Annotated in this window: 23 protein-coding genes and 4 tRNA genes; 17 read left to right on the top strand and 10 right to left on the bottom strand. The window is 61.0% G+C overall.

Translation table 11 applies throughout. The annotated features are described in order from the left end of the window. The first annotated feature begins 4 nt into the window (after window positions 1-4). The 3 genes from Q0K00_RS04560 to Q0K00_RS04550 all read left to right on the top strand — a co-directional run bounded on the left by Q0K00_RS04560 (window position 5) and on the right by Q0K00_RS04550 (window position 1,888). Window positions 5-91: transfer RNA gene (locus Q0K00_RS04560), tRNA-Leu, on the top strand. A 221-nt stretch (window positions 92-312) separates the two neighbouring features. Next, window positions 313-804, top strand: coding sequence for an NfeD family protein (locus Q0K00_RS04555; protein WP_297227656.1), 492 nt, complete (start codon window positions 313-315; stop codon window positions 802-804). Between the two features lie 100 nt (window positions 805-904). Continuing rightward, on the top strand, window positions 905-1,888 hold the full coding sequence (locus Q0K00_RS04550; RefSeq protein WP_297227654.1) for a stomatin-like protein: 984 nt from the start codon (window positions 905-907) through the stop codon (window positions 1,886-1,888). 126 nt (window positions 1,889-2,014) lie between these two features. Here the strand turns inward: Q0K00_RS04550 and Q0K00_RS04545 are convergent, their stop codons facing one another. The 7 genes from Q0K00_RS04545 to Q0K00_RS04515 all read right to left on the bottom strand — a co-directional run bounded on the left by Q0K00_RS04545 (window position 2,015) and on the right by Q0K00_RS04515 (window position 11,710). After that, window positions 2,015-2,719, bottom strand: a complete 705-nt coding sequence (locus Q0K00_RS04545; RefSeq protein WP_297227652.1) for a DUF554 family protein — start codon at window positions 2,717-2,719, stop codon at window positions 2,015-2,017. A gap of 213 nt (window positions 2,720-2,932) precedes the next feature. Further along, window positions 2,933-4,312 (bottom strand): phosphomannomutase, encoded by a 1,380-nt coding sequence (locus tag Q0K00_RS04540; RefSeq protein WP_297227651.1) that lies wholly within the window; start codon window positions 4,310-4,312, stop codon window positions 2,933-2,935. Further along, the gene (locus tag Q0K00_RS04535) at window positions 4,309-5,757 is read right to left on the bottom strand and encodes a mannose-1-phosphate guanylyltransferase/mannose-6-phosphate isomerase (RefSeq protein WP_297227649.1); all 1,449 of its coding nucleotides are present in this window, start codon (window positions 5,755-5,757) and stop codon (window positions 4,309-4,311) included. Before Q0K00_RS04535 ends, Q0K00_RS04540 begins: the two co-directional genes overlap by 4 nt. A gap of 483 nt (window positions 5,758-6,240) precedes the next feature. Further along, the gene (locus tag Q0K00_RS04530; protein ID WP_297227647.1) at window positions 6,241-6,912 is read right to left on the bottom strand and encodes a hypothetical protein; all 672 of its coding nucleotides are present in this window, start codon (window positions 6,910-6,912) and stop codon (window positions 6,241-6,243) included. A gap of 1 nt (window position 6,913) precedes the next feature. Beyond that, the gene (locus Q0K00_RS04525; RefSeq protein ID WP_297227646.1) at window positions 6,914-8,176 is read right to left on the bottom strand and encodes a 4Fe-4S dicluster domain-containing protein; all 1,263 of its coding nucleotides are present in this window, start codon (window positions 8,174-8,176) and stop codon (window positions 6,914-6,916) included. 47 nt (window positions 8,177-8,223) lie between these two features. Next, a complete protein-coding gene (locus Q0K00_RS04520) occupies window positions 8,224-10,119 on the bottom strand; it encodes a hydrogenase iron-sulfur subunit (protein WP_297227645.1) in 1,896 nt (631 codons plus the stop codon). A gap of 376 nt (window positions 10,120-10,495) precedes the next feature. Then, entirely contained in the window at window positions 10,496-11,710 is a 1,215-nt protein-coding gene (locus tag Q0K00_RS04515) for an FAD-dependent oxidoreductase (RefSeq protein ID WP_297227643.1), read from the bottom strand. A gap of 130 nt (window positions 11,711-11,840) precedes the next feature. On the opposite strand from Q0K00_RS04515, the gene Q0K00_RS04510 reads away from it, so the two are divergent. The 14 genes from Q0K00_RS04510 (at window position 11,841) to Q0K00_RS04445 (ending at window position 19,326) form a co-directional block, all read left to right on the top strand. Beyond that, window positions 11,841-12,044 (top strand): dual CXXC motif small (seleno)protein, encoded by a 204-nt coding sequence (locus Q0K00_RS04510; protein WP_297227642.1) that lies wholly within the window; start codon window positions 11,841-11,843, stop codon window positions 12,042-12,044. Between the two features lie 168 nt (window positions 12,045-12,212). Next, window positions 12,213-12,298: transfer RNA gene (locus Q0K00_RS04505), tRNA-Tyr, on the top strand. A 135-nt stretch (window positions 12,299-12,433) separates the two neighbouring features. Then, a tRNA-Gly gene (locus Q0K00_RS04500) sits at window positions 12,434-12,509 on the top strand. 138 nt (window positions 12,510-12,647) lie between these two features. Then, the gene (tuf, locus tag Q0K00_RS04495; protein ID WP_297227641.1) at window positions 12,648-13,841 is read left to right on the top strand and encodes an elongation factor Tu; all 1,194 of its coding nucleotides are present in this window, start codon (window positions 12,648-12,650) and stop codon (window positions 13,839-13,841) included. Between the two features lie 4 nt (window positions 13,842-13,845). Continuing rightward, on the top strand, window positions 13,846-13,995 hold the full coding sequence (rpmG, locus tag Q0K00_RS04490) for a 50S ribosomal protein L33 (RefSeq protein ID WP_296304486.1): 150 nt from the start codon (window positions 13,846-13,848) through the stop codon (window positions 13,993-13,995). A gap of 41 nt (window positions 13,996-14,036) precedes the next feature. After that, window positions 14,037-14,113, top strand: a tRNA-Trp gene (locus Q0K00_RS04485). Window positions 14,114-14,137: 24 nt separating this feature from the next. After that, window positions 14,138-14,377: a preprotein translocase subunit SecE gene (gene secE, locus Q0K00_RS04480; protein WP_297227639.1), complete on the top strand. Its 240-nt coding sequence runs from the start codon at window positions 14,138-14,140 to the stop codon at window positions 14,375-14,377. Between the two features lie 8 nt (window positions 14,378-14,385). Continuing rightward, on the top strand, window positions 14,386-14,958 hold the full coding sequence (gene nusG / locus Q0K00_RS04475) for a transcription termination/antitermination protein NusG (protein ID WP_296304484.1): 573 nt from the start codon (window positions 14,386-14,388) through the stop codon (window positions 14,956-14,958). Between the two features lie 51 nt (window positions 14,959-15,009). Continuing rightward, window positions 15,010-15,432, top strand: a complete 423-nt coding sequence (rplK, locus tag Q0K00_RS04470; protein ID WP_296304483.1) for a 50S ribosomal protein L11 — start codon at window positions 15,010-15,012, stop codon at window positions 15,430-15,432. 108 nt (window positions 15,433-15,540) lie between these two features. Beyond that, on the top strand, window positions 15,541-16,248 hold the full coding sequence (rplA, locus tag Q0K00_RS04465; protein WP_297227638.1) for a 50S ribosomal protein L1: 708 nt from the start codon (window positions 15,541-15,543) through the stop codon (window positions 16,246-16,248). A gap of 153 nt (window positions 16,249-16,401) precedes the next feature. Beyond that, window positions 16,402-16,926, top strand: coding sequence for a 50S ribosomal protein L10 (rplJ, locus tag Q0K00_RS04460; RefSeq protein WP_297227637.1), 525 nt, complete (start codon window positions 16,402-16,404; stop codon window positions 16,924-16,926). A 50-nt stretch (window positions 16,927-16,976) separates the two neighbouring features. Continuing rightward, window positions 16,977-17,366, top strand: coding sequence for a 50S ribosomal protein L7/L12 (gene rplL / locus Q0K00_RS04455; RefSeq protein ID WP_297227635.1), 390 nt, complete (start codon window positions 16,977-16,979; stop codon window positions 17,364-17,366). Window positions 17,367-17,529: 163 nt separating this feature from the next. After that, window positions 17,530-18,261 (top strand): methyltransferase domain-containing protein, encoded by a 732-nt coding sequence (locus Q0K00_RS04450; protein ID WP_297227633.1) that lies wholly within the window; start codon window positions 17,530-17,532, stop codon window positions 18,259-18,261. 15 nt (window positions 18,262-18,276) lie between these two features. Beyond that, window positions 18,277-19,326: a hypothetical protein gene (locus Q0K00_RS04445; protein ID WP_297227631.1), complete on the top strand. Its 1,050-nt coding sequence runs from the start codon at window positions 18,277-18,279 to the stop codon at window positions 19,324-19,326. Between the two features lie 664 nt (window positions 19,327-19,990). Here Q0K00_RS04445 and hmcF read toward each other — a convergent pair. Genes hmcF through Q0K00_RS04430 form a run of 3 tightly spaced genes read right to left on the bottom strand, consistent with a single transcriptional unit; the run spans window position 19,991 to window position 22,521 of the window. Further along, on the bottom strand, window positions 19,991-21,382 hold the full coding sequence (hmcF, locus tag Q0K00_RS04440) for a sulfate respiration complex iron-sulfur protein HmcF (RefSeq protein WP_297227630.1): 1,392 nt from the start codon (window positions 21,380-21,382) through the stop codon (window positions 19,991-19,993). 42 nt (window positions 21,383-21,424) lie between these two features. Next, window positions 21,425-22,111: a sulfate respiration complex protein HmcE gene (hmcE, locus tag Q0K00_RS04435; protein ID WP_297227629.1), complete on the bottom strand. Its 687-nt coding sequence runs from the start codon at window positions 22,109-22,111 to the stop codon at window positions 21,425-21,427. Between the two features lie 50 nt (window positions 22,112-22,161). Next, complete coding sequence (locus Q0K00_RS04430; RefSeq protein WP_297227628.1) at window positions 22,162-22,521, bottom strand: cytochrome c3 family protein; 360 nt, start codon at window positions 22,519-22,521, stop codon at window positions 22,162-22,164. Between the last annotated feature and the right edge of the window lie 304 nt (window positions 22,522-22,825).

Below are 22,825 nucleotides of genomic sequence, written 5' to 3'. Positions count from 1 at the left end.
TCGCGCCGAAGTGGTGGAATTGGTAGACACGCTAGGTTCAGGGTCTAGTTCTCGCAAGGGAGTGGGAGTTCGAGTCTCCCCTTCGGCACCAGCGGAAAGCACAGGCCGGGATCGTTCAGATCCCGGCCTTTTTTGTTGTAGTACAGAGGTCTGCGAAGCGTACCCGAATGACAATACGCGGATTTTTTGATAAGCAAGAGTGTATGGTTAGGGAAGGCAAACGCGCAGGCGGCATTTTTCGAGGTGTCGGTGCATCCGTCATCCAGAGGAGGTGCCGCGTTCGTACGTCTGCAAAAACAGGAGAAAAAGGGAATGAGCGCAGAATACTGGCTGATAGCCGCCCTCCTGCTCGGAGTCATCGAGGCATTTTTTCCTGCAGGCCTCTTCCTTTTCTTCGGCGTGGGCGCGTTGTCAAGTGCCCTGCTGGCGCTGGTGAATGGTCAGCTTGTCTGGCAGGTCGTCTGCTTTGCCGTGGTGTCGCTCCTGAGTCTCATGCTCCTGCGGCGACGCTGGCGTCGTCTTTTCAGCGGCAAGCAGCTGGCGCCCGGCAGCGAGGTGGCGCATCCTCTGGAAGGGCAGCGGGGGCATGTGCGCGAGACGGTGACAGCCGAACAGCCGGGGGTGGTGGAGGTCGGCGGCTCGTTCTGGCGGGCTGTGACCGAGAACACGGGTGAGGTCCTGACGGCCGGAACGCCGATCCTGGTCCTCGGCGCTCTGCCGCAGAACGGGCTCGTGTTGCGGGTAGCGCCCACCGGCGGCGAGACCGCGGCTCCGCAAACGCCCTCAAAAGAACAACAGGCCTGATGCGGGCGGCTGACGATGGTCCGTCCGGGCCGCCGCGCTGCGCGCGAGGCCCCGGAGCCGTCCGACGAGCCACAACGATCAACACTCAGGGAGGAGATGTATGGAGATCTTGGATCCGGGATTCAACCCCACTTGGCTGGTTTCCGCCGCCATCGCGTTGTTCATCCTTGTTTTTCTGTGGCGCTGCGTCGTCATCGTGCCCACTCAGTCCGCCTTCATCGTCGAGCGGCTCGGGAAGTTTCGCGGCGTCCTGCACGCCGGCTTCCATGTGCTGGTGCCGTTTTTCGATCGTATCGCCTACCGGCGTTCCCTCAAGGAGCAAGTGCTGGACGTGCCCGAACAGACCTGCATCACCCGCGATAATGTGAGCGTGAGCATCGACGGCGTGCTGTTCCTTCAGGTGCTCTCGCCTGAAAAATCCGCCTACGGCATCTCGGATTATGAGTGGGGCGCTATCCAGCTGGCGCAGACGACCCTGCGCTCGGCCATCGGCAAGCTGGAGATGGACAAGACCTTTGAGGAGCGTTCCCGCATCAATCAGGAAGTGGTCGAGGCGCTGGATGACGCGACCGCCGCGTGGGGCGTGAAGGTGCTGCGCTATGAGATCCGCGACATCACGCCCCCGGCCTCGGTGATGGAAGCCATGGAAAAGCAGATGCGCGCCGAGCGCGAAAAGCGCGCGGCCATCGCCCAGTCCGAAGGGGACATGCAGTCCCGGATCAATCTGGCAGAAGGCGCCAAGGCGGCCGCCATTGCTGAATCGGAAGGTCTCAAGCAGGCCATGATCAACAAGGCCGAAGGGGAAGCCGCGCAGATACGCACCGTGGCGCAGGCCACAGCCGACGGTCTGGATGCCGTGGCGCAGCGCCTCGAGGCCGGTGGCGGCGTGGCGGCGGCCCAGCTGCGTCTTGCCGAGGCCTATGTGGAAAAGTTCGGTGAACTGGCCAAGGCCGGTACGACGACCATCATCCCGGCCAATGTGGGCGATGTGGCGGGCATGGTCGCCACGCTGACGCAGCTCCTGCGGCCCGGCGAAGGGTTGTCGAAGGCTCCCGCGCCCGGAACGGGAGCGCCTCGCGTCTAGGGCATTTTCAGGTTGAAACGCTTCGCGCTCCAAACCATACGGCCTGTCCGCTGAAAAAGCGGCAGGCCGTTTTTTCGTCGGCACGTTCGTGGGCTGACCAAGGGGATGAAAAGGCGTCTCCCCGCGTCAGGCTCCGAAGATATGCTGCCAGAGCAGGGAAAAGAGGGGAGCGAGCAGGAGGGCCGGCAGCATGTTGATGACCGGGAACATCCGTATGCCGCACATCCGCAGGCCCGTGGCCGCAAAGATGACCCCGCCGCAGGCGGTAAAGTCTCCGAGCAGGGGGGCCGTCATGAACGGTGAGCAGAAGTTGCCGCACAGATAGCAGAGCGTCAGGACGGCGAACTGCGGCAGGGCGATGCAGCCCACGATCCCGCCGAAAACGGCCCCGAACAGCAGGCCGCTGAAAAGGTCCAGTACGGCCTTTGCCAGCAGGATGTCCGGCTTGCCCGTGATAGCCTCGGTGACAGCGCCGAAAATGCCCATGCTCCCGAAACAGAAGGCGGAAACAAGGGTCACGAGGCTGAGGACCGTGGCCTCGTCCACCGGTATGTCCCGGCGGCGCGTCGCCAGCAGGATCTTTTTGATGGCGGCGGACAGGATCCTTTCGGCAAAGAACAGCTCGCCGAGCAGCGTGCCGAGCAGCAGAGACGCCACGACGACGGGCATGGCCGCCACCTTGTTGACCAGCGTCATGCCCATGCACAGCGTGACCACGCCGAAGATGGGCGGCAGACTTTCCTTGATGCGTTTCGGCACGAGGTGGGAGCTGTACGCTCCCGCCAGCCCTCCTGCGAGCAGGCAGCCGCTGTCGATGATGGGTCCGAGCATGGAGCCTCCTGTGGTTTCGTATGACAAAAGGAAGGGTTATCCGAGTATGCCTCGAAACATGCGCCGTGCGAAATGTCAAGAGAAACGCAAGGCATGATGCCCGCAGAGGTCGCGGCCGGGGCGGCCGCAGGCAGGCACAGGAGGGGGCGGGAGGAGGTGGAGCAACGGGCGCCGGTGCTTTCCCGGGAAAGCGCGCCGACGCCCGTAACGGCATCAGGCGTGGTTGGCCACGTCGATATGGTGCAGCAGGGCCTTGGTCATCCGCATCATGAGGGCGGCATCCCCGCGGGCTTCCACATTGAGACGGAGGAGAGGCTCGGTATTGGAGGGGCGCAGGTTGAAGCGCCAGTCCTTGAAACTCAGGGAAAGGCCGTCAAGACGGCTCTCTTCCAGAGCCTGCGGCGCATAATCCCGATAGACGGCGTCCATGACGGCCGCGGCGTCCCGAACGCTGCGGTTGATCTCGCCGCTGCAGGGGAAGGCGGCCATGCGTGCGGCCACCAGTTCCTTGAGGGACTTGCCGCTGCGGCAGATGATACGGGCCACCATGAGCCAGGGCAGCATACCGGAATCGCAGTAGGCAAATTCCCGGAAAAAGTGGTGGGCGCTCATCTCGCCGCCGTACACGGCGTCCACGGCACGCATGGTTTCTTTCATGAAGGCGTGTCCGGCCTTGGAGAGGACAGGCTTGCCGCCGGCGGCGGTGACCACTTCCTGCGTGTTCCAGAGCAGGCGCGGGTCATGCACGATCTTGCCGCCGGGATGGTTCTCCAGCACGGCTTCCGCCAGCAGGCCCACAAGATAATAGCCTTCTATGAAGGTCCCTTCATGGTCGTAAAAAAAGCAGCGGTCAAAGTCGCCGTCCCAGGCCAGCCCCATGTCCGCGTCGTGTTCCTTCACGGCCCGCGCCGTGGCCTCGCGTTTTTCGGGCAGCAGCGGATTGGGGACCCCATGCGGAAAATGCCCGTCCGGCTCCACATTGCTGAACGTGAAGACATAGGGCAGGTGCGGGGCCAGCTCCCGCAGGACGAGCCCGGCGCAGCCATTGCCCGCATCGCAATGTATCTTGAGCGGACGCAGACCGTCCGTCCCCACCATGCGCAGCAGATGCTCCACATAGGCTGTCCGGTAGCTGGCGGTGTGCAGGGGCGCAAGCTCTCCCGCCGGCGGGGCGTCGTCGGTCAGCGTGCGCAGTTCTTCCGCCGCGCGGTCCCGGATGGCGTGCAGACCGGAATCTCCGCTGATGGGGACGGCTCCGGCCCTGACCATCTTGAGCCCGTTTTCATGGGCCGGGTTATGCGACCCCGTGATCATGATGCCGCCGTCGAAGGACTGGGCAAAGGCGGCGTGATAGATCTCTTCCGTACCGCACATGCCGATGTCCGTCACGGCGCAGCCTGATTCGCGCAGGCCAAGGCAAAGGGCATCACGCAGAAGGGGGCCTGACAGGCGGGCATCCCGCCCGATGACGGCATGGCGTGCGCCGGTCACGGCCGCGAAGGCTCGTCCGGTGGCCCGGACGAGCTGCGGGGAAAGCGCTTCCGGTACAGCGCCGCGTACGTCATAGGCCTTGAAACAGTCAAGTTCGCTCATTGCGTCTCCTTGTGGTCCGCAGAGGGTTCGGACGGCGTGGCCGTCCGGCCGTAGGCATCACTGATGCGCACGATATCGTCCTCTCCCAGATAGCTGCCGGTCTGGATCTCAATGAGCAGCAACGGCAATTTCCCGGGATTCCTGAGGCGGTGCAGGCTGCCCTGCGGGATAAAGATGGATTCGTTTTCCGTTACCAGACGCACCTGCTCGCCCAGCGTCACTTCGGCCACGCCGCCCACCACCACCCAGTGTTCGGCGCGGTGGTAATGCTTCTGCAGGGAAAGTTCCTCCCCCGGTTCCACCACGATGCGCTTGACCTGAAAGCGTTCCCCCTCCGCCAGACGCTCATAGCTGCCCCACGGGCGGCAGACTCGCGGATGCTGGGCATGTTCCGGGCGGCGTTCCTGTTCCAGACGCTGCACGATGCGTTTGACGTCCTGCACGCGATCGCGGCGGGCCACCAGCACGGCGTCACGGGTCTCCACCACGGTCAGATCCTCCACTCCCACGGCAGCCAGCAGACGCCCAGTGCTGTGCAGATAGCAGTTGCGGCAGTCCTCAACCATGACATCGCCCTGTCGGGCATTGCCGTTTTCGTCATGCGGGCTGATCTCGTAGAATGCCTCCCAGGAGCCGAGGTCGTTCCAGTGCAGCTGGAGCGGCATGACCGCCGCCCGATCCGTCCGTTCCATGATGGCGTAATCGATGGAGTCCGTCGGGCAGGCACGGAAGGGAGCGGCCGCCGGTCGCAGGAAGCGTCCGTCCGTCCGGCGTCCCTGCCAGGCTGTGCTGACGGCGTCGAAAATGTCCGGGCGAAAGCGCTGGAGCTGTTCCAGATAACAGTCCGCCCTAAAGAGGAACATGCCGCTGTTCCAGAGGGCCGTTCCCGATCCCAGCAGACAGCGCGCCGTTGCCGCATCGGGTTTTTCCTGGAAGCGACTGACCGCGTACAGCCCGTCGGACAATGCGGCACCGGCGATGATATAGCCGAAGCCCGTGGCGGGAGCCGTGGGGGTGATGCCGAAGGTGACGAGGCGTCCCTCGGACGCGGCGGGCAGAGCCTTGTGCACGGCCTCAACGAAAACGTCTTCGGGGGCCATGCGATGGTCTGCCGGCAGCACCAGCAGCAGCGCCTGTCCTTCCCCGGATTCCTGGGCCCGGAAGGCCGCCAGAGCGATGGCCGGTGCGGTATTGCGCTGGGTGGGCTCAAGGATGATGTCCGCCGCCGGGAGCTGTCTGACGGCATCCTTGACGTAAAAACGGTGTTCCTCGTTGCTGACGGCGATCAGACGCGTAAATTCGAGCCGCGCACAGCGGGCGAGGGTATCGGTGAGCAGGCTGTTCTTGCCGAACTCGATGAATTGTTTGGGTTGGCCGGAGCGGGAAAGCGGCCAGAGCCGCGAACCGGTCCCTCCGCAGAGGATGACGGGAAAAAGAGATGCCATAGGATTGCCTTTCAAGGGAAGAAAAAGTGTGCCGCGCACTCTCACCATACCGCAGGACGGCAAAAAAACAAAGAGGAGGCGGGCGCTGGACAGAGAAACGGCAGCGGCGTCCTCCTCACAGAAGGAGAGGGAGGACAAACCGCGGCAATGTTCGATCCCCAGGTCTGGGACGTTGTGCCCGTCCCAAGCGGAGCCTCCTTGCGGCAAAGCGTCGGCGGGCCATTGGGCACAGCGGGAGCGCCATGCCGCAACGTCGGTCCTTCCCGATAGCGATGTGATCGGGAAAAGGCAGCCTTGCGGCAGGCGGGATGATGCGTCCCGCCTCCAGGCCTGGTAACATTATTCGTTCATCCCTTCCCCAACGCGCTTTTATCGGGAGAAGGATCAGGGGCGCGGGGCGACCCCGCCCAAGGACACATGAGGCGTGACCGGTTTGTTTTTATTATCTATTTGAAATGATTTAAATTTTTATGTTTGCAGACCCTAAAAGCCGAATCCCTCACTATCGGCGGACCTGCTGCCGAAGCCGAAATCCTCCTCAGCGGGAGCGGATGCCGTAGCCGGGGCGGGAGGAGCCGTCCGGGCGGCCTGCTGCAGATGCTCCACCTGACGGCGCAACTGGGCAAGTTCATCTTCGGCGGCGCGGAGCTGACTGCGGACCTGCCGCACTTCCGCCTGAGCCGCTTCGAGTTTGCGCTGTTCCCGGAGCAGTTCCGCGGCCGCCGGTTCCACCTCTTCCAGACGGGCGGCAAGCCGGGCAGCCTGTCCGGCCAAGGTCTGCTCGTTGCGGAGGCGATTTTCCCAGAGGTCGGCGTGCGTATGGGCGAGCTGGAGCAAAGCGCCTTGAAGAGGGATCAGCGAAACAGCATCAGCCGCCAGCAGACGGCGGGCGGCGGCGTGGAGCGCCTGCGCTCCGTCGGAGGCGTGCCCTGTCGTGCCCCAGTCCAGCAGGGCCAGCTCCGGGCACAGGCAGACCAGCCAGGCGACAGCGGCCGGGCGCAGGCAATCCAGTGTGGCATCGCTCAGGTCCTGGCGCTGCAGGAGGAAGCGGAGCAGGTCCCGCTGGGAAGGTGGCAGGGACGCGGGAGCGGCGGTACAGAGCGCCAGCACGTCTTTCAGGGGCACAATGATCCGTTCGGGCGGGGAGCAAGCCATATCAGGCATCCTTTGGGGCAAAAAGATCCGCGGCCGCGTCGGGACGGCAGCGTCCAAAGCGGCGCACATGATAGAGCGCAAGCGTGCGATAGACCAGATGGGCCAGCGGCGACCACGGCAGGCCGGCAAAAAGCGCCCAGACCAGTGCCAGATGTACGGTATACGCCGCATAGGCCGCCGTCAGACCGGCCAGCCGCAGCCACTGTGCGGCCAGCCCGCTGAGGACGATGCCGAGGAACAGGAGCAGGATGTGCCTGCCTTGCGGCAGGAAGCGGCGATGGCGCTGCTCCGCATGACGGCGGCGCCACAGATGCCACAGGCCCAGCAGCAGGGTGAAGGCGGCCAGATTGGCGGCCAGCTTTACCGGATCGAGCTGTGGAAGAGGACTTGCAAAGGCCCAGCTCAGCCCAAGCAGTCCGGCCCAGTGTCCTATGGCCACATAGGCGCTTGCCCCGGCCAGGACGAGCAGAGAAGCCGTCAGCAGGATATGGCCCTGACGCTGGTGGCGGCTCGCATCGGGCGACGGCGTTTGCCGGTCGGCGCACGCTCCCCCACCTTCGGGCGGAAGGGGCGTATCGGCCAGGTGGCAGCGGGTGAAGTCCCGTCCGGAAAGGCCATCACGCAGAACGGCCCAGAGATCGGACAGAGGCGACGTGCGTGGACCGAGACGCCGCAGTTTCCCCGACGGAGTGTAGTCCCGCCATTGTCGGTACGCGCCACGGACCAGGATCAGCAGGACGATCAGCGTGGTGGACAGAAAAACGGCGTCGATGAGCCCCACGGGGTAGAGAGCGGCAAAAAGGATGCTGTCCGTGCCTTGCGGAGTGCGGACGGTGGGGAACCAGTTCCCCGTCTGGACGGCGCGTATGAGCCAGACAAGCAGCCAGCCCAGCAGGCCCAGCAGCGGCAGGCCCCATCTTTCCAGCCATACCGGCAGCGGCGCGCCGGAGAGACGGCGGCAGGCGTCGGCCCGCAATGCGGCCATGACCGCGGCGGGATCGGCGCCGCGAGGACACAGCCGGGCGCAGTGGCCGCAGTCGCGGCAAAGCCAGATGTCCGGATCATGGCGCAGACGGTCGTACTCGCCCCAGCCCAGCCAGAGCATCTCCTTGCGCGGCCACGGCGAGACGGCGGCGGCGTGCGGGCAGACGACGCCGCACATGCCGCATTGCAGGCAGGCGAGCGCCTTGCCGCCGGCATCGTGCAGCAGGCGGGAGCCGTCAGGCGTACGGCGGGCAGGGGCGGGGGCTTCAGCGACGGGCATGGGGTTTCCTTGTATGTTACGGCAGTGTCAGAGCGGGAGATCCGGCGTCAGGCCCGGGCGAAGGGATTGGGACCCAGCGCGGCCAGACGTTCCAAAAACTGGTCGAGGCGGTCCGTCAGGACAGGAGCGGCGTCCCGTCCGGTGGGCTCCAGCCGTACCCGACGGGCATCAAGCCCTCGTTCATGAAGGGTCTCCGCCAGATTATGCAGACGCTGACGGCAGAGCGCCGAACCGGTGCCGAAATGACACTGGGCGTCTTCCCCATCGGCGCAGCCCAGCAGCAGGACTCCGTCATATTTTCCGGTGAGCGCGTCCACCAGCCACTGCATGTTGACCGACCCCAGACAGCGGACACCCATGACGCGTACGGCCGGATGCGCGCCCCAGCGGGCCTGCGCTTCCCGCAGGGCCGGCAACGCATCGTTTTCGCAGGCCAGCACCAGCGCCAGCGGCCGGGGACAGGCCGCAGCAGGGGGCAGAGAGGCGGCATCCATCACATCCTGTCCCATACGCATGTTTTGTTCCGCCAGCGAGATGACTCGCTCGGGACACGCGCCAAAACAGGTGCCGCAGCGGCGGCAGCGGCCCGGGAAATGACGTGGCAGGCCCTCGGCATCCACTTCCAGCGCGCCGAAGGGACACTCTTCCACACAGCGGTTACAGCGCGTACAGCGGGAAAGCTCGAACTGCGGACACGCGCCGTCACCGCTGCGGGGATGCGGCGACGTGCCGTGCGCCACTGCCCGCATGTCGCGCAGGAGGGCCAGCACAGCGCCCTGAGCGTCCTCCGCGCAACTGTCCAGGGTCTGCGGCTCTCGGGCGCAGCCTGCGGCAGCTATGCCGGTACGCCGGGTCTCATAGGGGAAACAGATGAAATTGGATGCCGCATATCCGTCAAAACGGCGGCATTCAGGCAGGATCGCCGCCCGGTTCCCTTCCGTGACCGGCAACGGACAACCGTCGCCGGCAGGGGGCATACTTTCCGGCAGCACAAGCATGTCCGCCGTCAGTTCCGTCGTGCCGTCGCTCCCTCCCAGACCGGCTTGTCGCAAGCGCAGACGAACGCCCCCGGCATCCACCGCGACGGCAAGAGCTTCGCCGCGCGCAAGCCGCAGGGCAGGGTGCGCCTGGGCCTTGCGATAATAGCGCTCCCGAATGCCGGAAAGCGTCATCTGCCGGAAAAGCAGGGTGCTTGCGGGGCGCCGTTCGGGAAAGCATTCCGCCACGGCGCGCGCCAGACTGAGCATACCGAGACTGTTGACGCCATGCGCGGCGTGGAGCTGGCGCAGGCGGCGTTCCAGGACCGGCCGTTCCGTCTCCGTGGCCCGGTCGAGGGCCTGGCGTTCCAGCTCCCGCGTATCGGTCAGGAAAAGGATGTGCGCGGCGGGGATGCGATCTTCCCGCAATCGCCGGGCAAAGTCCCATGCCGTCACTACCGGGGCCAGTCCGCCCAGTCCCAGCATGTCCAGGGTCGTGGACGGTCGCCAGCCGGTCGCCAGCAGGACGCTGCCGCAGGCGTGGCGGCTGCCGTCGGTCAGCGTTGCCCAAAAATCGCCGGGCTGCCCGTCCAGAGAGGCAAGTTCGGCTCCGAGGATGATCCGGATGGAAGGGTGCTCCTGCACGGTCTGCAGAAGCTCCTCAAGCCGCAGGGGGACCGCTTCGTCCCAGGGGGCTGCGCAGGGGAGTTCCGATGGCAGGAAGCGCGCCGCGCCTCCCAGCGTTTCGCTCTTTTCCACCAACAGGACGGAAAGACCGCAGCGCGCGGCAGCCAGTGCCGCCGTCAGGCCAGTCCAGCCCCCGCCCAGGACGAGCAGCCGAAAACTGTTGACCGGCGTCACCTGCGCCGTGGACGGCTGTTGGGCAAGCAGGCGCGCCACGGCCATGCTCAAGCAGTCATGACGGGCTAGACGGGCGGCAGTGAGCGTTTGTTCCAGCGTCGGCATTGTCGGTCCGGCGGCTGAGCGGTCGTCTGGAACAGGCGTCGCATACAGAGCACAACGCCGTTTGTGGGCAGTATGATGACGTTCGAGCGCTCCGGCAGACGGCAGCGGAGGGAGTGCGCAGCATTGCAACGGGAGGCGCATCCCGTCAGGCGTTCCCCACACAGGTGACGTATATCCCGCGGGCAGGGGCGGTTGTCGCGTATCTCCGACCAGCAGAAGGGCATCCAGATGCCGGCGGCGGCAAAGATCAGCCATTTCCGCAGCTTGCGGCACGTCGGCAAGCGGAAAGACGGTCACGCGGTCTCCCCAGCGATCTGCAAGACTGGCGGCAAGGTCTCCCGCATCAGGGCAGGAGAGCAATAGTATCCCTGGACGCTCAGGCATGATCCCCTCCTTGACGCGCGGTATCCTCCGGCCTGTGGTCGCCGTTCTTTCGGAGAGCTTCCAACCGCTGGCGGAGGTAGCCAAGGGCACGCATGGCGGCTGCCGCTCCTGAGCGCACGCTGCCGGCGACGTTCATGGGCTGGACGGCGCAGCCCGCCGCAAAGATCCCCGTCTGTCCGTCCTCCATGACGAAACCCTGCCGGTCCAGAAGGAGAGGCAGAGGCAGTGCATCGGATTGCGGCAATGGCGGTCCCTGCCAGTCATCCGGCAGATTGGGCCAGCCTGCGGCGGCGGGCATGTCGTGCCGGGAAAGCGTGGGACGCATCCCCGTGGCCCAGACGGCCAGATCATAAGTATATGCCAGTCGTTCGCCGGTCTGAACATTCTCGGCAGGCAAGCATATCCCCTGTGCGTCGGGAACGGCCCGAAAAGGACGGGCCGGAAAAAAGCGCAGGCGTCCCGCGCGTTCATACTCGACTAGAGCCTCTCGCAGAAGAAAAAGCCGTCCCGGGATCCGCAGATCCATGTAGTAAACGTCGATACGGAGATCTGGCAGACGTTCAAGCAATATACGGCACTGCTTGAGCGTGACGGAGCAGCAGACGGCGGAACAATGGGAAAGATGGTTGACGTCGCGAGAACCGGCGCACTGCACGAAAGCCATGCGTCTCGGTGGGGTGCCGGTATCCGGGCGAACAGGGATCCCGCGCGTGGGCCCGTCCAGGGTGAGCTGTCGCTCGAGCTGAAGGCCGGACAGACACAAGGGGTGACAGGCGCCGCGCTCAACCAGATAGGCAAGAGGATACGGACGCCAGCCGGTAGCGATGATGACGGCATCACAGCGGACCGTGGAAAGCCGGGACGGCGTCGGCAGCCCGTCAACTTGCGCCAATGGCTCGAGCACAAGCTCGTGCCGACCGTCCACGAAGGCATGACCAGCAAGGCGCGTGGAAAGGTGGACGGTTATGCCGTCCAGCTTACGCAGCCTGTTTTCAAGGAGTTCAAGACCGCAGGTCGGAGGGCAGCGCTTGGGAAAATAGCTGGAAAGCGACAGGACTCGCCCACCAAGACGCGGGGAGATCTCAACGAGGTGCGTGGAGATCCCGCATTCAGCGGCCTCAACGGCAGCCGTCAGACCAGCCATGCCGCCGCCGAGGACAGCAAGCACACCGGAAGGAAAAAGGGAAGGGGAGACGATGTCATTCATAAGCGACGGATTTGAAAGTTAGCCGAGGGGAGGGCGTTTGGCAAGAAAAGGGAGCAGGCGCCGTGCGGGAATCTTGACAACGGAAGATGAAAAAAGGGAATTTCAGAAAAAAAGAAAATAAGGAAATCACATGGGATATTTTGCCGCACGACAAGCGCAGACGACGCTTCCCTGCCCAGACTGCGGGCAGCCGCTGCTGGTGGAACGGTCCTGCAGGGAAGCCCATATGGTGTGTCCCAGCTGCCGCCGTCACTACGACCTCAAGCCGTTCATTGCCAAAGCGGACGCCGCGCTGGAACAGTTTCTGGAGGGACTTTATCTGGATAGAATTTAATATTTAATGAAAACAGGTGGATGGAGATAAAAAAGAGAAAAAGAGGAAATTTTTTGAAAAAAAGACTTGCCAAGCGGGTCGGTTTCGCCTAAAAGCATCGTTGCTGCGAGTGTGTCGCCAAAAGCGCTGCCGCAGCCCACTGCACATCTTCAGATGCAAGATGGCTGTGGAGGGGTTCCCGAGTGGCCAAAGGGAACAGACTGTAAATCTGTCGTCGTAAGACTTCGGTGGTTCAAATCCACCCCCCTCCACCACATTGCTTTGTGGCTGTATTGGAAAACTGCCTTGACTGTAGGAGACAGGTGACTGTCGGGAACTACGGTGCAGCGGTTGGGGATTCAAACCGAGAAGACTCGGAAGGCCAACCGTCAAACGAGCATCGCCGGTATGCGGGAATAGCTCAACGGCTAGAGCATCAGCCTTCCAAGCTGAGGGTTGCGGGTTCGAATCCCGTTTCCCGCTCCATTCCTGCGTTTCCCAACAGTTGTTTTTCCCGTCAAGCACGTTCCCTGGCAAACAGGGATTATGCGGGTGTCCCGTGAAAGCGGGATGCTCTGGTATCAAATACTTAAACGCAAAAAAATTTCTCCAGGGAGACGCACAATGGGCAAGGAAAAATACGAACGCACAAAGCCCCATGTGAACATCGGCACCATTGGTCACATCGACCACGGCAAGACCACCCTGACCGCCGCCATCACCAAGATCGCCGGTCTGAAGGGCGAAGGCAAGTTCGTCTCTTACGACGAAATCGACAAGGCTCCTGAAGAAAAGGAACGCGGCATCACCATCGCCACCGCCCACGTCGAATACGAAACCGACAAGCGCCACTATGCGCACGTGGACTGCCCCGGTCACGCCGACTACATCAAGAACATGATCACCGGCGCTGCCCAGATGGACGGCGGTATCCTCGTGGTGGCCGCCACTGACGGTCCCATGCCCCAGACCCGTGAACACATCCTGCTTGCCCGTCAGGTGGGCGTGCCGCAGCTGGTGGTCTTCCTCAACAAGTGCGACCTCGTCGATGACGAAGAACTGCTTGAACTGGTGGAACTGGAAGTGCGCGAACTGCTCTCTTCCTACGACTTCCCCGGCGACGACGTGCCGGTGATCCGTGGTTCCGCTCTGAAGGCTCTGGAATGCGACGATCCCAATGCGCCTGAAGCCAAGTGCATCATCGACCTGCTGCAGGCCTGCGACGACTTCATTCCCGAACCGCAGCGCGATATCGACAAGCCCTTCCTCATGCCCATCGAAGACGTGTTTTCCATCTCCGGCCGCGGTACCGTGGTGACCGGTCGTGTGGAACGCGGCATCATCAAGGTCGGCGACGAAGTGGAAATCGTGGGTATCAAGGACACCGCCAAGACCACCTGCACCGGCGTGGAAATGTTCCGCAAGCTGCTCGATCAGGGTCAGGCTGGCGACAACATCGGTGCTCTGCTGCGCGGCACCAAGCGTGACGAAGTGGAACGCGGCCAGGTCCTTGCCGCTCCCAAGTCCATCACGCCCCACAAGAAGTTCAAGGCTGAAGTGTACGTGCTGTCCAAGGACGAAGGTGGCCGTCATACGCCCTTCTTCTCCGGCTACCGTCCTCAGTTCTACTTCCGTACCACCGACATCACTGGCGTGATCAATCTGCCTGAAGGTGTGGAAATGGTCATGCCCGGCGATAACAGCCAGTTCATCGTCGAACTGATTGCCCCCATCGCCATGGAAGCCGGTCTGCGCTTTGCCATCCGTGAAGGTGGCCGCACCGTGGGTTCCGGCGTGGTGACGGAAATCATCGAGTAGTGCCATGAGAGTGAACATCATTCTGGCCTGCACCGAGTGCAAACGCCGTAACTACAGCACCGTGAAGAACAAGCGTAATACCACGGGCCGCCTGGAAGTGAAGAAGTATTGTCCTTGGGACAAGAAACATACGGTGCACCGGGAAACCAGGTAACAATTCTTCCGCCGGGGGGATATTCCCCCCGGACGGTACGCAGGGCAGTAGCTCTAACGGCTAGAGCGGCGGTCTCCAAAACCGCAAGTTGGGGGTTCGAATCCCTCCTGCCCTGCCATTTCTATATCTTTGGGTAGGCATCATGGCAAAGAAAGCGGCACAACCTTCCGAGACCAAGGCCGAAAGCGCCAGCAATCCGGTAGCCCGTTTCACGAAATATGTGGAAGACTCCCGCGCTGAACTGCGCAAGGTCACTTGGCCGACCGTCAAGGATACCCGCAAGGCAACCCTTGCGGTTCTGTTTTTCGTGGCGGTCATGGCGGTCGTGCTCGGGCTGGTGGATCTGGGGCTTTCCTCTCTTATCAAGTATATCCTCTCCTGAGGCTTTCCATGAATGAAGTTGTCATCGACGAGAATTCCGAGCTGGGCAAGAAGTCTCGCTGGTACATCGTGCACACCTACTCAGGTTTTGAGCAGCGCGTGCAAAAGACCATCAACGAGATGATCCGCACCGGCCAGGACGAGGGCCTCATTCAGGAAGTTATCGTTCCCACTGAAAAGGTGATGGAGCTTGGCAAGGGCGGAGAGAAGCGTACGACGACCCGCAAGTTCTACCCCGGTTACATCATGGTCAAGATGATCATGACTGACCTTTCTTGGCATCTGGTGCAATCCATCCCCAAGGTTACAGGCTTTGTGGGCGGAAAAAACCGTCCGACTCCCATGCGCGACAGCGAGGCCGAGCGCATTCTCTCCCTTATGGAGAGTCGTCAGGAAACGCCGCGACCCAAATTCAATTTTGATCGCGGCGATGATGTGCGCGTTATCGACGGGCCCTTCGGCGGCTTCAACGGCGTTGTGGAAGATGTCAACTACGACAAGGGCAAGCTGCGCGTTTCCGTTTCGATCTTTGGCCGTCAAACGCCTGTCGAGCTGGATTTCGTGCAGGTTTCCAAGGGCTAGTAAAGATCCGGACGCCTCACCCTGCTTCCGGAGACAAGAGGACAACAGAACATGGCCAAAAAAGAAGTCGCCAAAATCAAGTTGCAGATCCCTGCCGGTGCAGCCAATCCTTCTCCGCCGGTTGGTCCTGCGCTTGGTCAGCACGGCCTGAACATCATGGGCTTCTGCAAGGAGTTCAATGCTCGTACCCAGGATCAGAAGGGCATGATCATCCCTGTGGTGATCACGGTGTACGCCGACCGCTCCTTCACCTTCATCACCAAGACGCCCCCGGCCTCCGTGCTGATCATGAAAGCCGCCAAGATCGAAAAGGGGTCCGGTGAGCCCAACCGCAAGAAAGTCGGTAGCCTGAGCATGGCGCAGATCGAAGAGATCGCCAAGCTGAAACTGCCGGATCTTAATGCCGTCGATCTGGAAGCCGCCGTGAAGTCCATCATGGGCACGGCGCGCAGCATGGGCATTGACGTCAAGTAGGGACTTCCGCTCCCTGGGCGAAACGTTCGCCCGCGTTTGCATCAATTGTACTGCCGAACTCACGCAAGATGAGCTTTCGACAGGAGATAAGACGATAAGGATACTAACATGCCCAAGCATGGAAAGAATTTTCGCAAGGCGCTGGAAGGTGTTGACCTGCAGGAGCGCTTCAGCATCGAAGACGCTGTGAGCAAGTCCCTTGCCGCCTCCTTCGCCAAGTTTGATGAAACGGTCGATGTGGCCATCCGCCTTGGCGTCGACCCCAAATATTCCGATCAAATGGTTCGCGGCGCTGTGACCCTCCCTCACGGGCTGGGCAAGACAGTGCGCGTGGCCGTGTTCTGTAAGGGTGAAAAGCAGGCCGAAGCGAAGAACGCCGGTGCGGACATCGTGGGTGCCGAAGACCTCGTGGCCAAGGTCAAGGAAGGCTGGCTCGAATTCGATGCCGCCGTGGCCACTCCGGACGTGATGGCTCTCGTGGGCCAGATCGGTCGTCAGCTTGGCCCCCGTGGCCTCATGCCGAACGCCAAGACGGGGTCTGTGACCTTCGACGTGGCCAAGGCAGTCAACGAACTCAAGGCTGGTCGCGTCGACTTCAAGGTCGACAAGGCCGGTGTCCTCCATGCCCCTCTGGGCAAGGTGTCCTTCGGCAGCGAAAAGATCCTTGGCAACCTCAAGGCGCTGCTTGAAACGGTCAACCGTCTGAAGCCCTCCGGCGCCAAGGGGACCTACATGCTCTCCATGGCTGTCTCCACGACCATGGGCCCTGGCTTCAAGATCGACATGACCCAGGTCAAGAAATTTCTCGAAGGCTAGTCCTTCGGGAGTTGCCGGATATTTCCGGCAGATATCGGCTAAGGCAAGGGATTTCGAGTCGAAGACGACAGGCAGAGCTTTCTTTAAACATCCTGTCCAGACTATCTTTGGCTCGGCATTCCACACGGCAACCCCCAACGTGAGGAGTATCACGTGGATAGGTCTCAAAAAGCAGCAGTTATCGAGGCGATCAAGGCCAGAGCCGAAAGCGCTTCTTTCGCTGTGCTGACCGATTTCAAGGGTATGACGGTGGAAGAGCTGACGAGCCTCAGGGACAGCCTGCGCAAGGCTGGCGGCGAATACTACGTCGTCAAAAATACCCTGGCTCGGATTGCGTTCACCGGTGGGCCGCATGACGTGGTGAAGGACAAGTTCCATGAAAACTGCGCCATTGCCCTTGGATTCGATGACCCGGTGGCGGTGGCCAAAGCGTTGAGTGATTTCGCCAAGAAGAGCAAGCTCTTCTCCATGCGCGCTGCCAGCCTTGAAGGCAAGGAAATGACTCCTGCCCAGGTTGAAGCGCTGGCGACGCTCCCGTCCAAGGATCAGCTGCTCGGCCAGGTCCTTGGCACCATGAACGCGGTGCCCACCAATTTTGTTTCTCTGTTCGCCAATATCATTCGCGGTATGCTTTATGCTCTCAAGGCCATTGAAGAGCAGAAGGCCAAGGCAGCGTAGGGCAAACAGGCCATACATCAACAAATTGCCAAAGATTTCAGGAGAATACCATGTCTGACGTGACCAAAGAACAAGTTGTCGAGTTTATCTCCAACATGACCGTTCTGGAACTCTCCGAGTTCATCAAGGAACTGGAAGAGAAGTTCGGTGTTTCTGCCGCTGCTCCCGCTGCCGCCATGGTGATGGCTGCTCCCGCTGCTGGTGGCGCCGCTGAAGCCGCTGAAGAAAAGACCGAATTCGACGTCATCCTGAAGGACGCCGGCGCCAACAAGATCGGCGTCATCAAGGTCGTTCGCGCTCTTACCAGCCTTGGCCTCAAGGAAGCCAAGGAAAAGGTGGACGGCTGCCCCTCCACCCTCAAGGAAGGCGTTTCCAAGGAAGAAGCCGAAGAAGCCAAGAAGCAGCTCACCGAAGCTGGCGCTACTGTCGAAATCAAGTAGTTGCAGTTCGCTTTCTTTGCTTTTCAAGGGTGGGGTTTTCCCCACCCTTTTTTATTTTTTGCTTTCGGTGTATATGCAATCTGTATATTCTGCCGATGATACTTGGAGAAAGCAATCATGCCGGCTAGCGGTATGTGTTTTTTACCGTCTTACGAGGAGATACATGCACGAGCTGCCGCATGACAATGATCTGGACCGTTGGATGTGGACCTGCTGCGCGGCGGCCCTTCAGGCTGATATCGCCTCCTGGCGCAGGCGCAATACACGTCTGCTGGAGATAAACTGCGGTAAAGGGCTTTGCTTGCAAATGCTCTGGGAATGCGGCTTCGATGTGACCGGTACTGCTGCTTCTCCAGATGAGCGTAGTGCTGCCGCCGCCAATGCGCCGTACGGTACCGAGATTCTCGCAGCTTCGGATGATGATATCCCTGTGGAGACGGATGCTTTCGACTGGGTCATCCTGCATCTTGGCGAGCATGATGCGGCGCAGATGCGCCAAGCTGTGAAGGAAGCGGTGCGGATAGCGTCTCGCGGCGTTGTGATCAGTTTCTGGAACAGGAGTTCGTTGCTTCGTGCGCTCCATGCGTTTGGATGGAGCCGCATTACGTTGCCGTGCAGAGGTCTCTATGTCTGGCAGGTGTTGGCAGCTGTTCGGGATCTTCCCTGCAAGAAGCGTCTGAACGGCTGTTTACCGCTGCCCCTCGTTTCCGGCCTGTTCAGCTTATTGGGCGGTGCCGGACGCATTTGTACGGCTTTGCTTGGAGCTTGGACCCTGCTCCGTATCAATTTGGATCCTGCGGCCAGCGGTACGCCCCTTGGTTTGCGGACCGGGCATACCGGTCCTCTTGCGCAGGGGGCCGCTGTGATGGAATGCCGCGCTGGCGGCAAGAACTGAAAAAGGATGAATGCTATGTCCCTGAAGGAAAACCTGCTGAAGGCCAAGCTTAAAATCGCGCTTGTGGCATTGGTCATTGCGTTGGCTTACGGCGGCTGGGAAGGCTGGAAGCATTACCAGTATCTCCAGAGCAGTCAATATGCCTTTGATATGCTGAGAGACAACCTCAAGAGCATTGATGAAGAGCAGCTTTCGGTCCAGGTGAATTTTCCTGCGATGAACCAGCGCATTGCGCAAAGCATTGCGGAATTTTATCCTTTCATCGAGCAGGGGGCTAACCAGCAGCAAGCGATCATGCAGCGACTGCAGACGTATCTGCAGGAGCGTCTCCTGGCGAAGGAGAGGGGGAAGCAGCGCGAACTGACGCCTGAGGAAGCGCTTGAGCAGCCTCTTGAGATCTTGCCGCCGGATTTTGTGAAGCAACTGCAGCACAGTCTTGCGCTCAATACCACTGGGACGGGTGACCCCAATCTGGCCTTTGTCTCAGCTACGCTTCATCATCCCCAGTTTGATAAAGATTTTAATCTGATTTTCCTGCTGCAGCGTACTCCGTCCGGCTGGGTCATTACGGACCTTCCCAATGCCCGCGAGCTGGTTGCCCAATTCCGGGAAGCTCAGCTCAAACGAAATGAAGCCAAACGGCTGCAGCTGATTAAGAAAAACGAAGTGACGCAGCAGCGCATGAACGCGACGCTTCCCATCCAGTCCTGTGAAGCTGCAGCGGGCGTGATTTCCGACAACAAGACGCTTTTGGTCCGTGTCATCGTCATGGGCCGCAATGCCACGGCTGAACGCGTCAACGGCTACAGCCTGCACGTGACGATACTCAGCGAGTCGGGAAAGCCCATCCTTGACCGGTATCTCGATAAGGCGGCGCCGCTCCAGCCCGGTGAGCCTTTCAAGCAGGCCTGGACCATCGAGATGGCTGCCGATTCGGAGATCGGCAAAGCGCTTCTGGCCGGTGGCAAGCTGAAGTGTTTGACGCGCTGGCAGACCGTCGCGCTGAACAGTGGTGACGTTCTGTACATTCGCGAGGTCAAGCAGATCCCCGAAGATTTCAAATAGACTGCGGCCAGGCATCCCCGTTGCTTGTCGTTTGAAAAGCCTCCATTGCCAATTTCTGGTGATGGGGGCTTTCATTTTGCCAGAGTCAAGGTTGCATGGACTGGTATATGAGCGTGTACGGAGGTCTTATGCACCTGTAACCATTGCAGGCGCTGCGGACCTCTGAGTGTCCGAGAAATGCCCGTAGGGAATACATCATGACAGATACAGCACAGTGTGGGTGACGTGTTCAGCACATGACGCATGGCTGATTCCTTGCAATGCATCCGGCTACCTACCGGACCCGTCTCAAAAATGGTGGTAGTGGAGCGCGCTTCCGGGCTGAGCTCACAGAGGTGGGACACGTTCGGGTGACCTTGCAAAAAGGTCAGCAGCATGTCCTGCCTGAGCGTGACTTTGCCGATTTGTCTACGTTGTACTTTCGCCGTGAACAAGGTGAGGCTGTCACAGCGCGAGCGAAGGCGGTTAGCCATTACAGTATGTATTTTTGGGGGGTATCTACTGGTGCCTTGTACGAAAGGTCGTTCCCGGGGGTGGAAGAAAGGAACTGTAAGCCAGGAGTGTACGTCTGGCGGGAAAAAGGAATGGATCACACCACACATGCAAAAAGGCGGTCGGAAGTTTCCGGCCGCCTTTATTTAGCTAGTCCACTTGTTACGCGCGACTATTCCTGAGGATTGTGCTCGATATTCTCGGGGATCTGGATCATATCCACGAGCAGGGGCTTGAGGAAGGACCACTTGATGTTGTGGACTTCATACTCTTCCATCATGTCACGGATGGCGTCCCAGCAGTTGTGGCACGGGGCGATGACCAGCTCGGCGCCCGTGTCCTGGATCTGCTTGAGCTTCATCTTGAGGCCCACATTGCGCTGCTTGCGGTACAGACCCACGCCGTTGAAACCGCCACCACCGCCGCAGCAGTAGTTATGGTCACCGCAGGAAGACATTTCCACGAAATCCTCGGCAATGTAACTCATGATCTCGCGGGTGTACTTACCCAGACCATTGTTGCGCACATAGTTGCAGGAGTCCTGCAGCGTGCAGCGCACCTTGATCTTCTTGGCGGGATCGATCTTGAGCTTGCCGGTACGCAGAGCCATGGCCACCCATTCCACATAGTGCATGAACTTGACCGGCGGATCGCCGTCAGGCTGACCGGCCCAGTAGGGGCCTTCCACTACAGTGGCGCGGTGGGCATGGCCGCACTCGGTGCCCACAACGGTCTTGGGACGCAGCTTCTCCACGGACTTGTAGATGCGCTTGACGTTGTTGGCAGCACCTTCCCAGTCACCGGCAAACATGGTGAGGGAGGTGTTTTCCCAGCCTTCACTCGGCACGGTCCAGTTTTCGCCGGCCACATGGAAGAGAATGGCAGCCTTAGCGATATCGTCGGGATAGTGCTTCACTTCGCGGGCATTGAGGATATACATGATGTCCGCGTCTTCCTTGTCCACAGGGATCTCCAGACCAGGCCACTCGTCGGAGTTCTCGTCCACCATCCATTCGCAGGTGTCGAGCCAGTCTTCCTGGCTGACGTCCATCTGCGCGCCGTAGACACGGTGCATACCGGAGCCGATCTTCAGTTCCCACGGCACGAAACCGTGCTTGAAGAGCAGGCCGCGCAGGATGCTGATAAGCACGCCGGTGTCGATGCCGTGCGGGCAGTAGAGCGAGCAGCGGTTACAGCAGGTGCACTGGGACCAGGCGACTTCCATGCAATGGAGCATGAATTCGGTATCCACCTGGCCCTTGCGGCGCACCAGCTCGCCCAGGGTGCTCTGGAACTTGTAGGACGGAACCTGCTTGGGGTCCTGATCATTGGCCTGATACAGGAAGCAGCTTTCGGCGCACATGCCGCAACGGGCGCAAAGGCTCAACCAGGTGCGGGTACGGGAAGACTTGCAGGCCGCTTCCACATCACGGGCAAGGGCTTCCGTATCCACCTTCATCTGTTTCATCTGGGCATAATATTTGGCACCGCCCTTATCCTGCAGAAGCGTATGGATTTCTTCCTTGGTGGTCAGCGGCTTTGGGGTGCAAAGCATTTCAGACATTAGAGGCTCCTTTCAAAGGAAAAGAATGCTGGGATGGCCCTACTACCAGGGGAAAGCGCCGCCACGGGCAGCGCCGCCGCGCTTGATGGCATAGTCCATGCCGATCTGGGCACGGGACATGAAGAACAGCGCGATGTGCGAAAGCTTGGTGAAGGGCGCAAGGATGAGGAAAAGTTCGCCAAAGAGCACATGGGCCAGCATCCAGCCTTCATAATTGCCGCACAGTTCAAAGCGGGCAACGATGCCGGTAAGGAAGGGCATGATGGTCAGGAAAAGGATGAACCAGTCCCCGGCGGTGGTCAGGATGCGCAGCTTGGCCAGACGGATGCGGCGCACGACCAGCAGCACCAGAGCCACGAGGCTCAGGATGCTCAGGAGGTCGGCCAGGTCGGCAGGCAGAGCGGGCAAGGAGATGCCGAACCAGGAGTTTTCAAGGATGACGGTATGCCCGAGCAGGAAAAGGGGCACGAGCACCGCGCCGAAATGGAGCAGGAAGAAGAGGACGGCCGCTACCGGCTGGGCCCGCCAGCCGCGGCTGCCGCCGGGGATGAGCCATTTGATGATGGACGCGAAGATGCCGGGGATGGAGCGATCCGTGTGTGCGCGGTAAGCGATGCGGTCGGCCTTGCCGTCAAGACCGGCTACATAGGCGACCATACGGAAGATGAGACCCAGCGCGAAAACCGCAAGCGACAGGGTAAACAGCGGGCCAGTCACGAAATTGATCATGTGGAGATGCCTCCTGAAGGACGAAAGTTGACTGTGCGTGGATGCGGCTGCTACTTCGCGGCAGCGGCGCCCTGCTGCGCGGCAATGGAGGCGCTGTGGCAGGTACGGCATTCGGTAAGACGCGGGCCCTTGTTGTACTTGATATGGCAGGCCGTACAGGTCTCGTGCATGTAGGCGACCTTCTTGCCTTCCGGCTGGGCGTTCACATCAAGGAACTGGTCGGGGCTGTCGTCGCGGTGACAGGCGGAGCAGTCTTCCTTGACGTACTCCACATGCTTGTCGTGAGTGAAAAAGACCTTGGGCATCTTTTCACCGCTGATGCCGGTGCTCTTGAAGGGGATGAACTCCTCGGCCGTGGCGCCGGAAGGCAGGGCAAGGCCCAGCGTCAGCAGGCACGCGGCACACGCCATAACCATCTGTTTCGTGTTTGGGGCTTTCATACAAGTCCTTGTCAAAGGGGCTGAAAATTGTAGCCGGACGGCCCATGCCGCCGCTGGAAGCACGCTGCATCACCGGCGTGCGGTCCAGTACCCGCCAGGTTCCATCGCATCCTGTCCCTGATTCCCCGCCGCAACAGCAAATAGGCAAGGCCGGAGGCGTTGCCGAAAACTGTGCGAAACCATGCTGCGGGAAGGCCGAAAGGCACCCGCAGGAACAGCGCTCCTGCGGGGAGTTGCAAAGACATGATACGTCTTGCCTATAGCATAGGGAAGG

Source organism: uncultured Desulfovibrio sp., assembly GCF_944327235.1.
Classification (GTDB): Bacteria; Desulfobacterota; Desulfovibrionia; order Desulfovibrionales; family Desulfovibrionaceae; genus Desulfovibrio.
Note: the sequence above shows the minus strand (reverse complement) of the source record. Positions and strands in the feature narration are given on the sequence as shown.

What these genes read in the sequence shown, in the direction of transcription:
- Q0K00_RS04445 (WP_297227631.1), top strand. Translation starts at nt 18,277, where the DNA reads ATGTCCCTGAAGGAAAACCTGCTGAAGGCCAAGCTTAAAATCGCGCTT.
- Q0K00_RS04450 (WP_297227633.1), top strand. Translation starts at nt 17,530, where the DNA reads ATGCACGAGCTGCCGCATGACAATGATCTGGACCGTTGGATGTGGACC.
- tuf (WP_297227641.1), top strand. Translation starts at nt 12,648, where the DNA reads ATGGGCAAGGAAAAATACGAACGCACAAAGCCCCATGTGAACATCGGC.
- Q0K00_RS04510 (WP_297227642.1), top strand. Translation starts at nt 11,841, where the DNA reads ATGGGATATTTTGCCGCACGACAAGCGCAGACGACGCTTCCCTGCCCA.
- Q0K00_RS04555 (WP_297227656.1), top strand. Translation starts at nt 313, where the DNA reads ATGAGCGCAGAATACTGGCTGATAGCCGCCCTCCTGCTCGGAGTCATC.
- rplA (WP_297227638.1), top strand. Translation starts at nt 15,541, where the DNA reads ATGCCCAAGCATGGAAAGAATTTTCGCAAGGCGCTGGAAGGTGTTGAC.
- rplK (WP_296304483.1), top strand. Translation starts at nt 15,010, where the DNA reads ATGGCCAAAAAAGAAGTCGCCAAAATCAAGTTGCAGATCCCTGCCGGT.
- Q0K00_RS04550 (WP_297227654.1), top strand. Translation starts at nt 905, where the DNA reads ATGGAGATCTTGGATCCGGGATTCAACCCCACTTGGCTGGTTTCCGCC.
- hmcF (WP_297227630.1), bottom strand. Translation starts at nt 21,382, where the DNA reads ATGTCTGAAATGCTTTGCACCCCAAAGCCGCTGACCACCAAGGAAGAA.
- Q0K00_RS04515 (WP_297227643.1), bottom strand. Translation starts at nt 11,710, where the DNA reads ATGAATGACATCGTCTCCCCTTCCCTTTTTCCTTCCGGTGTGCTTGCT.
- Q0K00_RS04525 (WP_297227646.1), bottom strand. Translation starts at nt 8,176, where the DNA reads ATGCCCGTCGCTGAAGCCCCCGCCCCTGCCCGCCGTACGCCTGACGGC.
- secE (WP_297227639.1), top strand. Translation starts at nt 14,138, where the DNA reads ATGGCAAAGAAAGCGGCACAACCTTCCGAGACCAAGGCCGAAAGCGCC.
- Q0K00_RS04545 (WP_297227652.1), bottom strand. Translation starts at nt 2,719, where the DNA reads ATGCTCGGACCCATCATCGACAGCGGCTGCCTGCTCGCAGGAGGGCTG.
- rpmG (WP_296304486.1), top strand. Translation starts at nt 13,846, where the DNA reads ATGAGAGTGAACATCATTCTGGCCTGCACCGAGTGCAAACGCCGTAAC.
- rplL (WP_297227635.1), top strand. Translation starts at nt 16,977, where the DNA reads ATGTCTGACGTGACCAAAGAACAAGTTGTCGAGTTTATCTCCAACATG.
- Q0K00_RS04535 (WP_297227649.1), bottom strand. Translation starts at nt 5,757, where the DNA reads ATGGCATCTCTTTTTCCCGTCATCCTCTGCGGAGGGACCGGTTCGCGG.
- Q0K00_RS04520 (WP_297227645.1), bottom strand. Translation starts at nt 10,119, where the DNA reads ATGCCGACGCTGGAACAAACGCTCACTGCCGCCCGTCTAGCCCGTCAT.
- Q0K00_RS04540 (WP_297227651.1), bottom strand. Translation starts at nt 4,312, where the DNA reads ATGAGCGAACTTGACTGTTTCAAGGCCTATGACGTACGCGGCGCTGTA.
- nusG (WP_296304484.1), top strand. Translation starts at nt 14,386, where the DNA reads ATGAATGAAGTTGTCATCGACGAGAATTCCGAGCTGGGCAAGAAGTCT.
- Q0K00_RS04430 (WP_297227628.1), bottom strand. Translation starts at nt 22,521, where the DNA reads ATGGCGTGTGCCGCGTGCCTGCTGACGCTGGGCCTTGCCCTGCCTTCC.
- Q0K00_RS04530 (WP_297227647.1), bottom strand. Translation starts at nt 6,912, where the DNA reads ATGGCTTGCTCCCCGCCCGAACGGATCATTGTGCCCCTGAAAGACGTG.
- hmcE (WP_297227629.1), bottom strand. Translation starts at nt 22,111, where the DNA reads ATGATCAATTTCGTGACTGGCCCGCTGTTTACCCTGTCGCTTGCGGTT.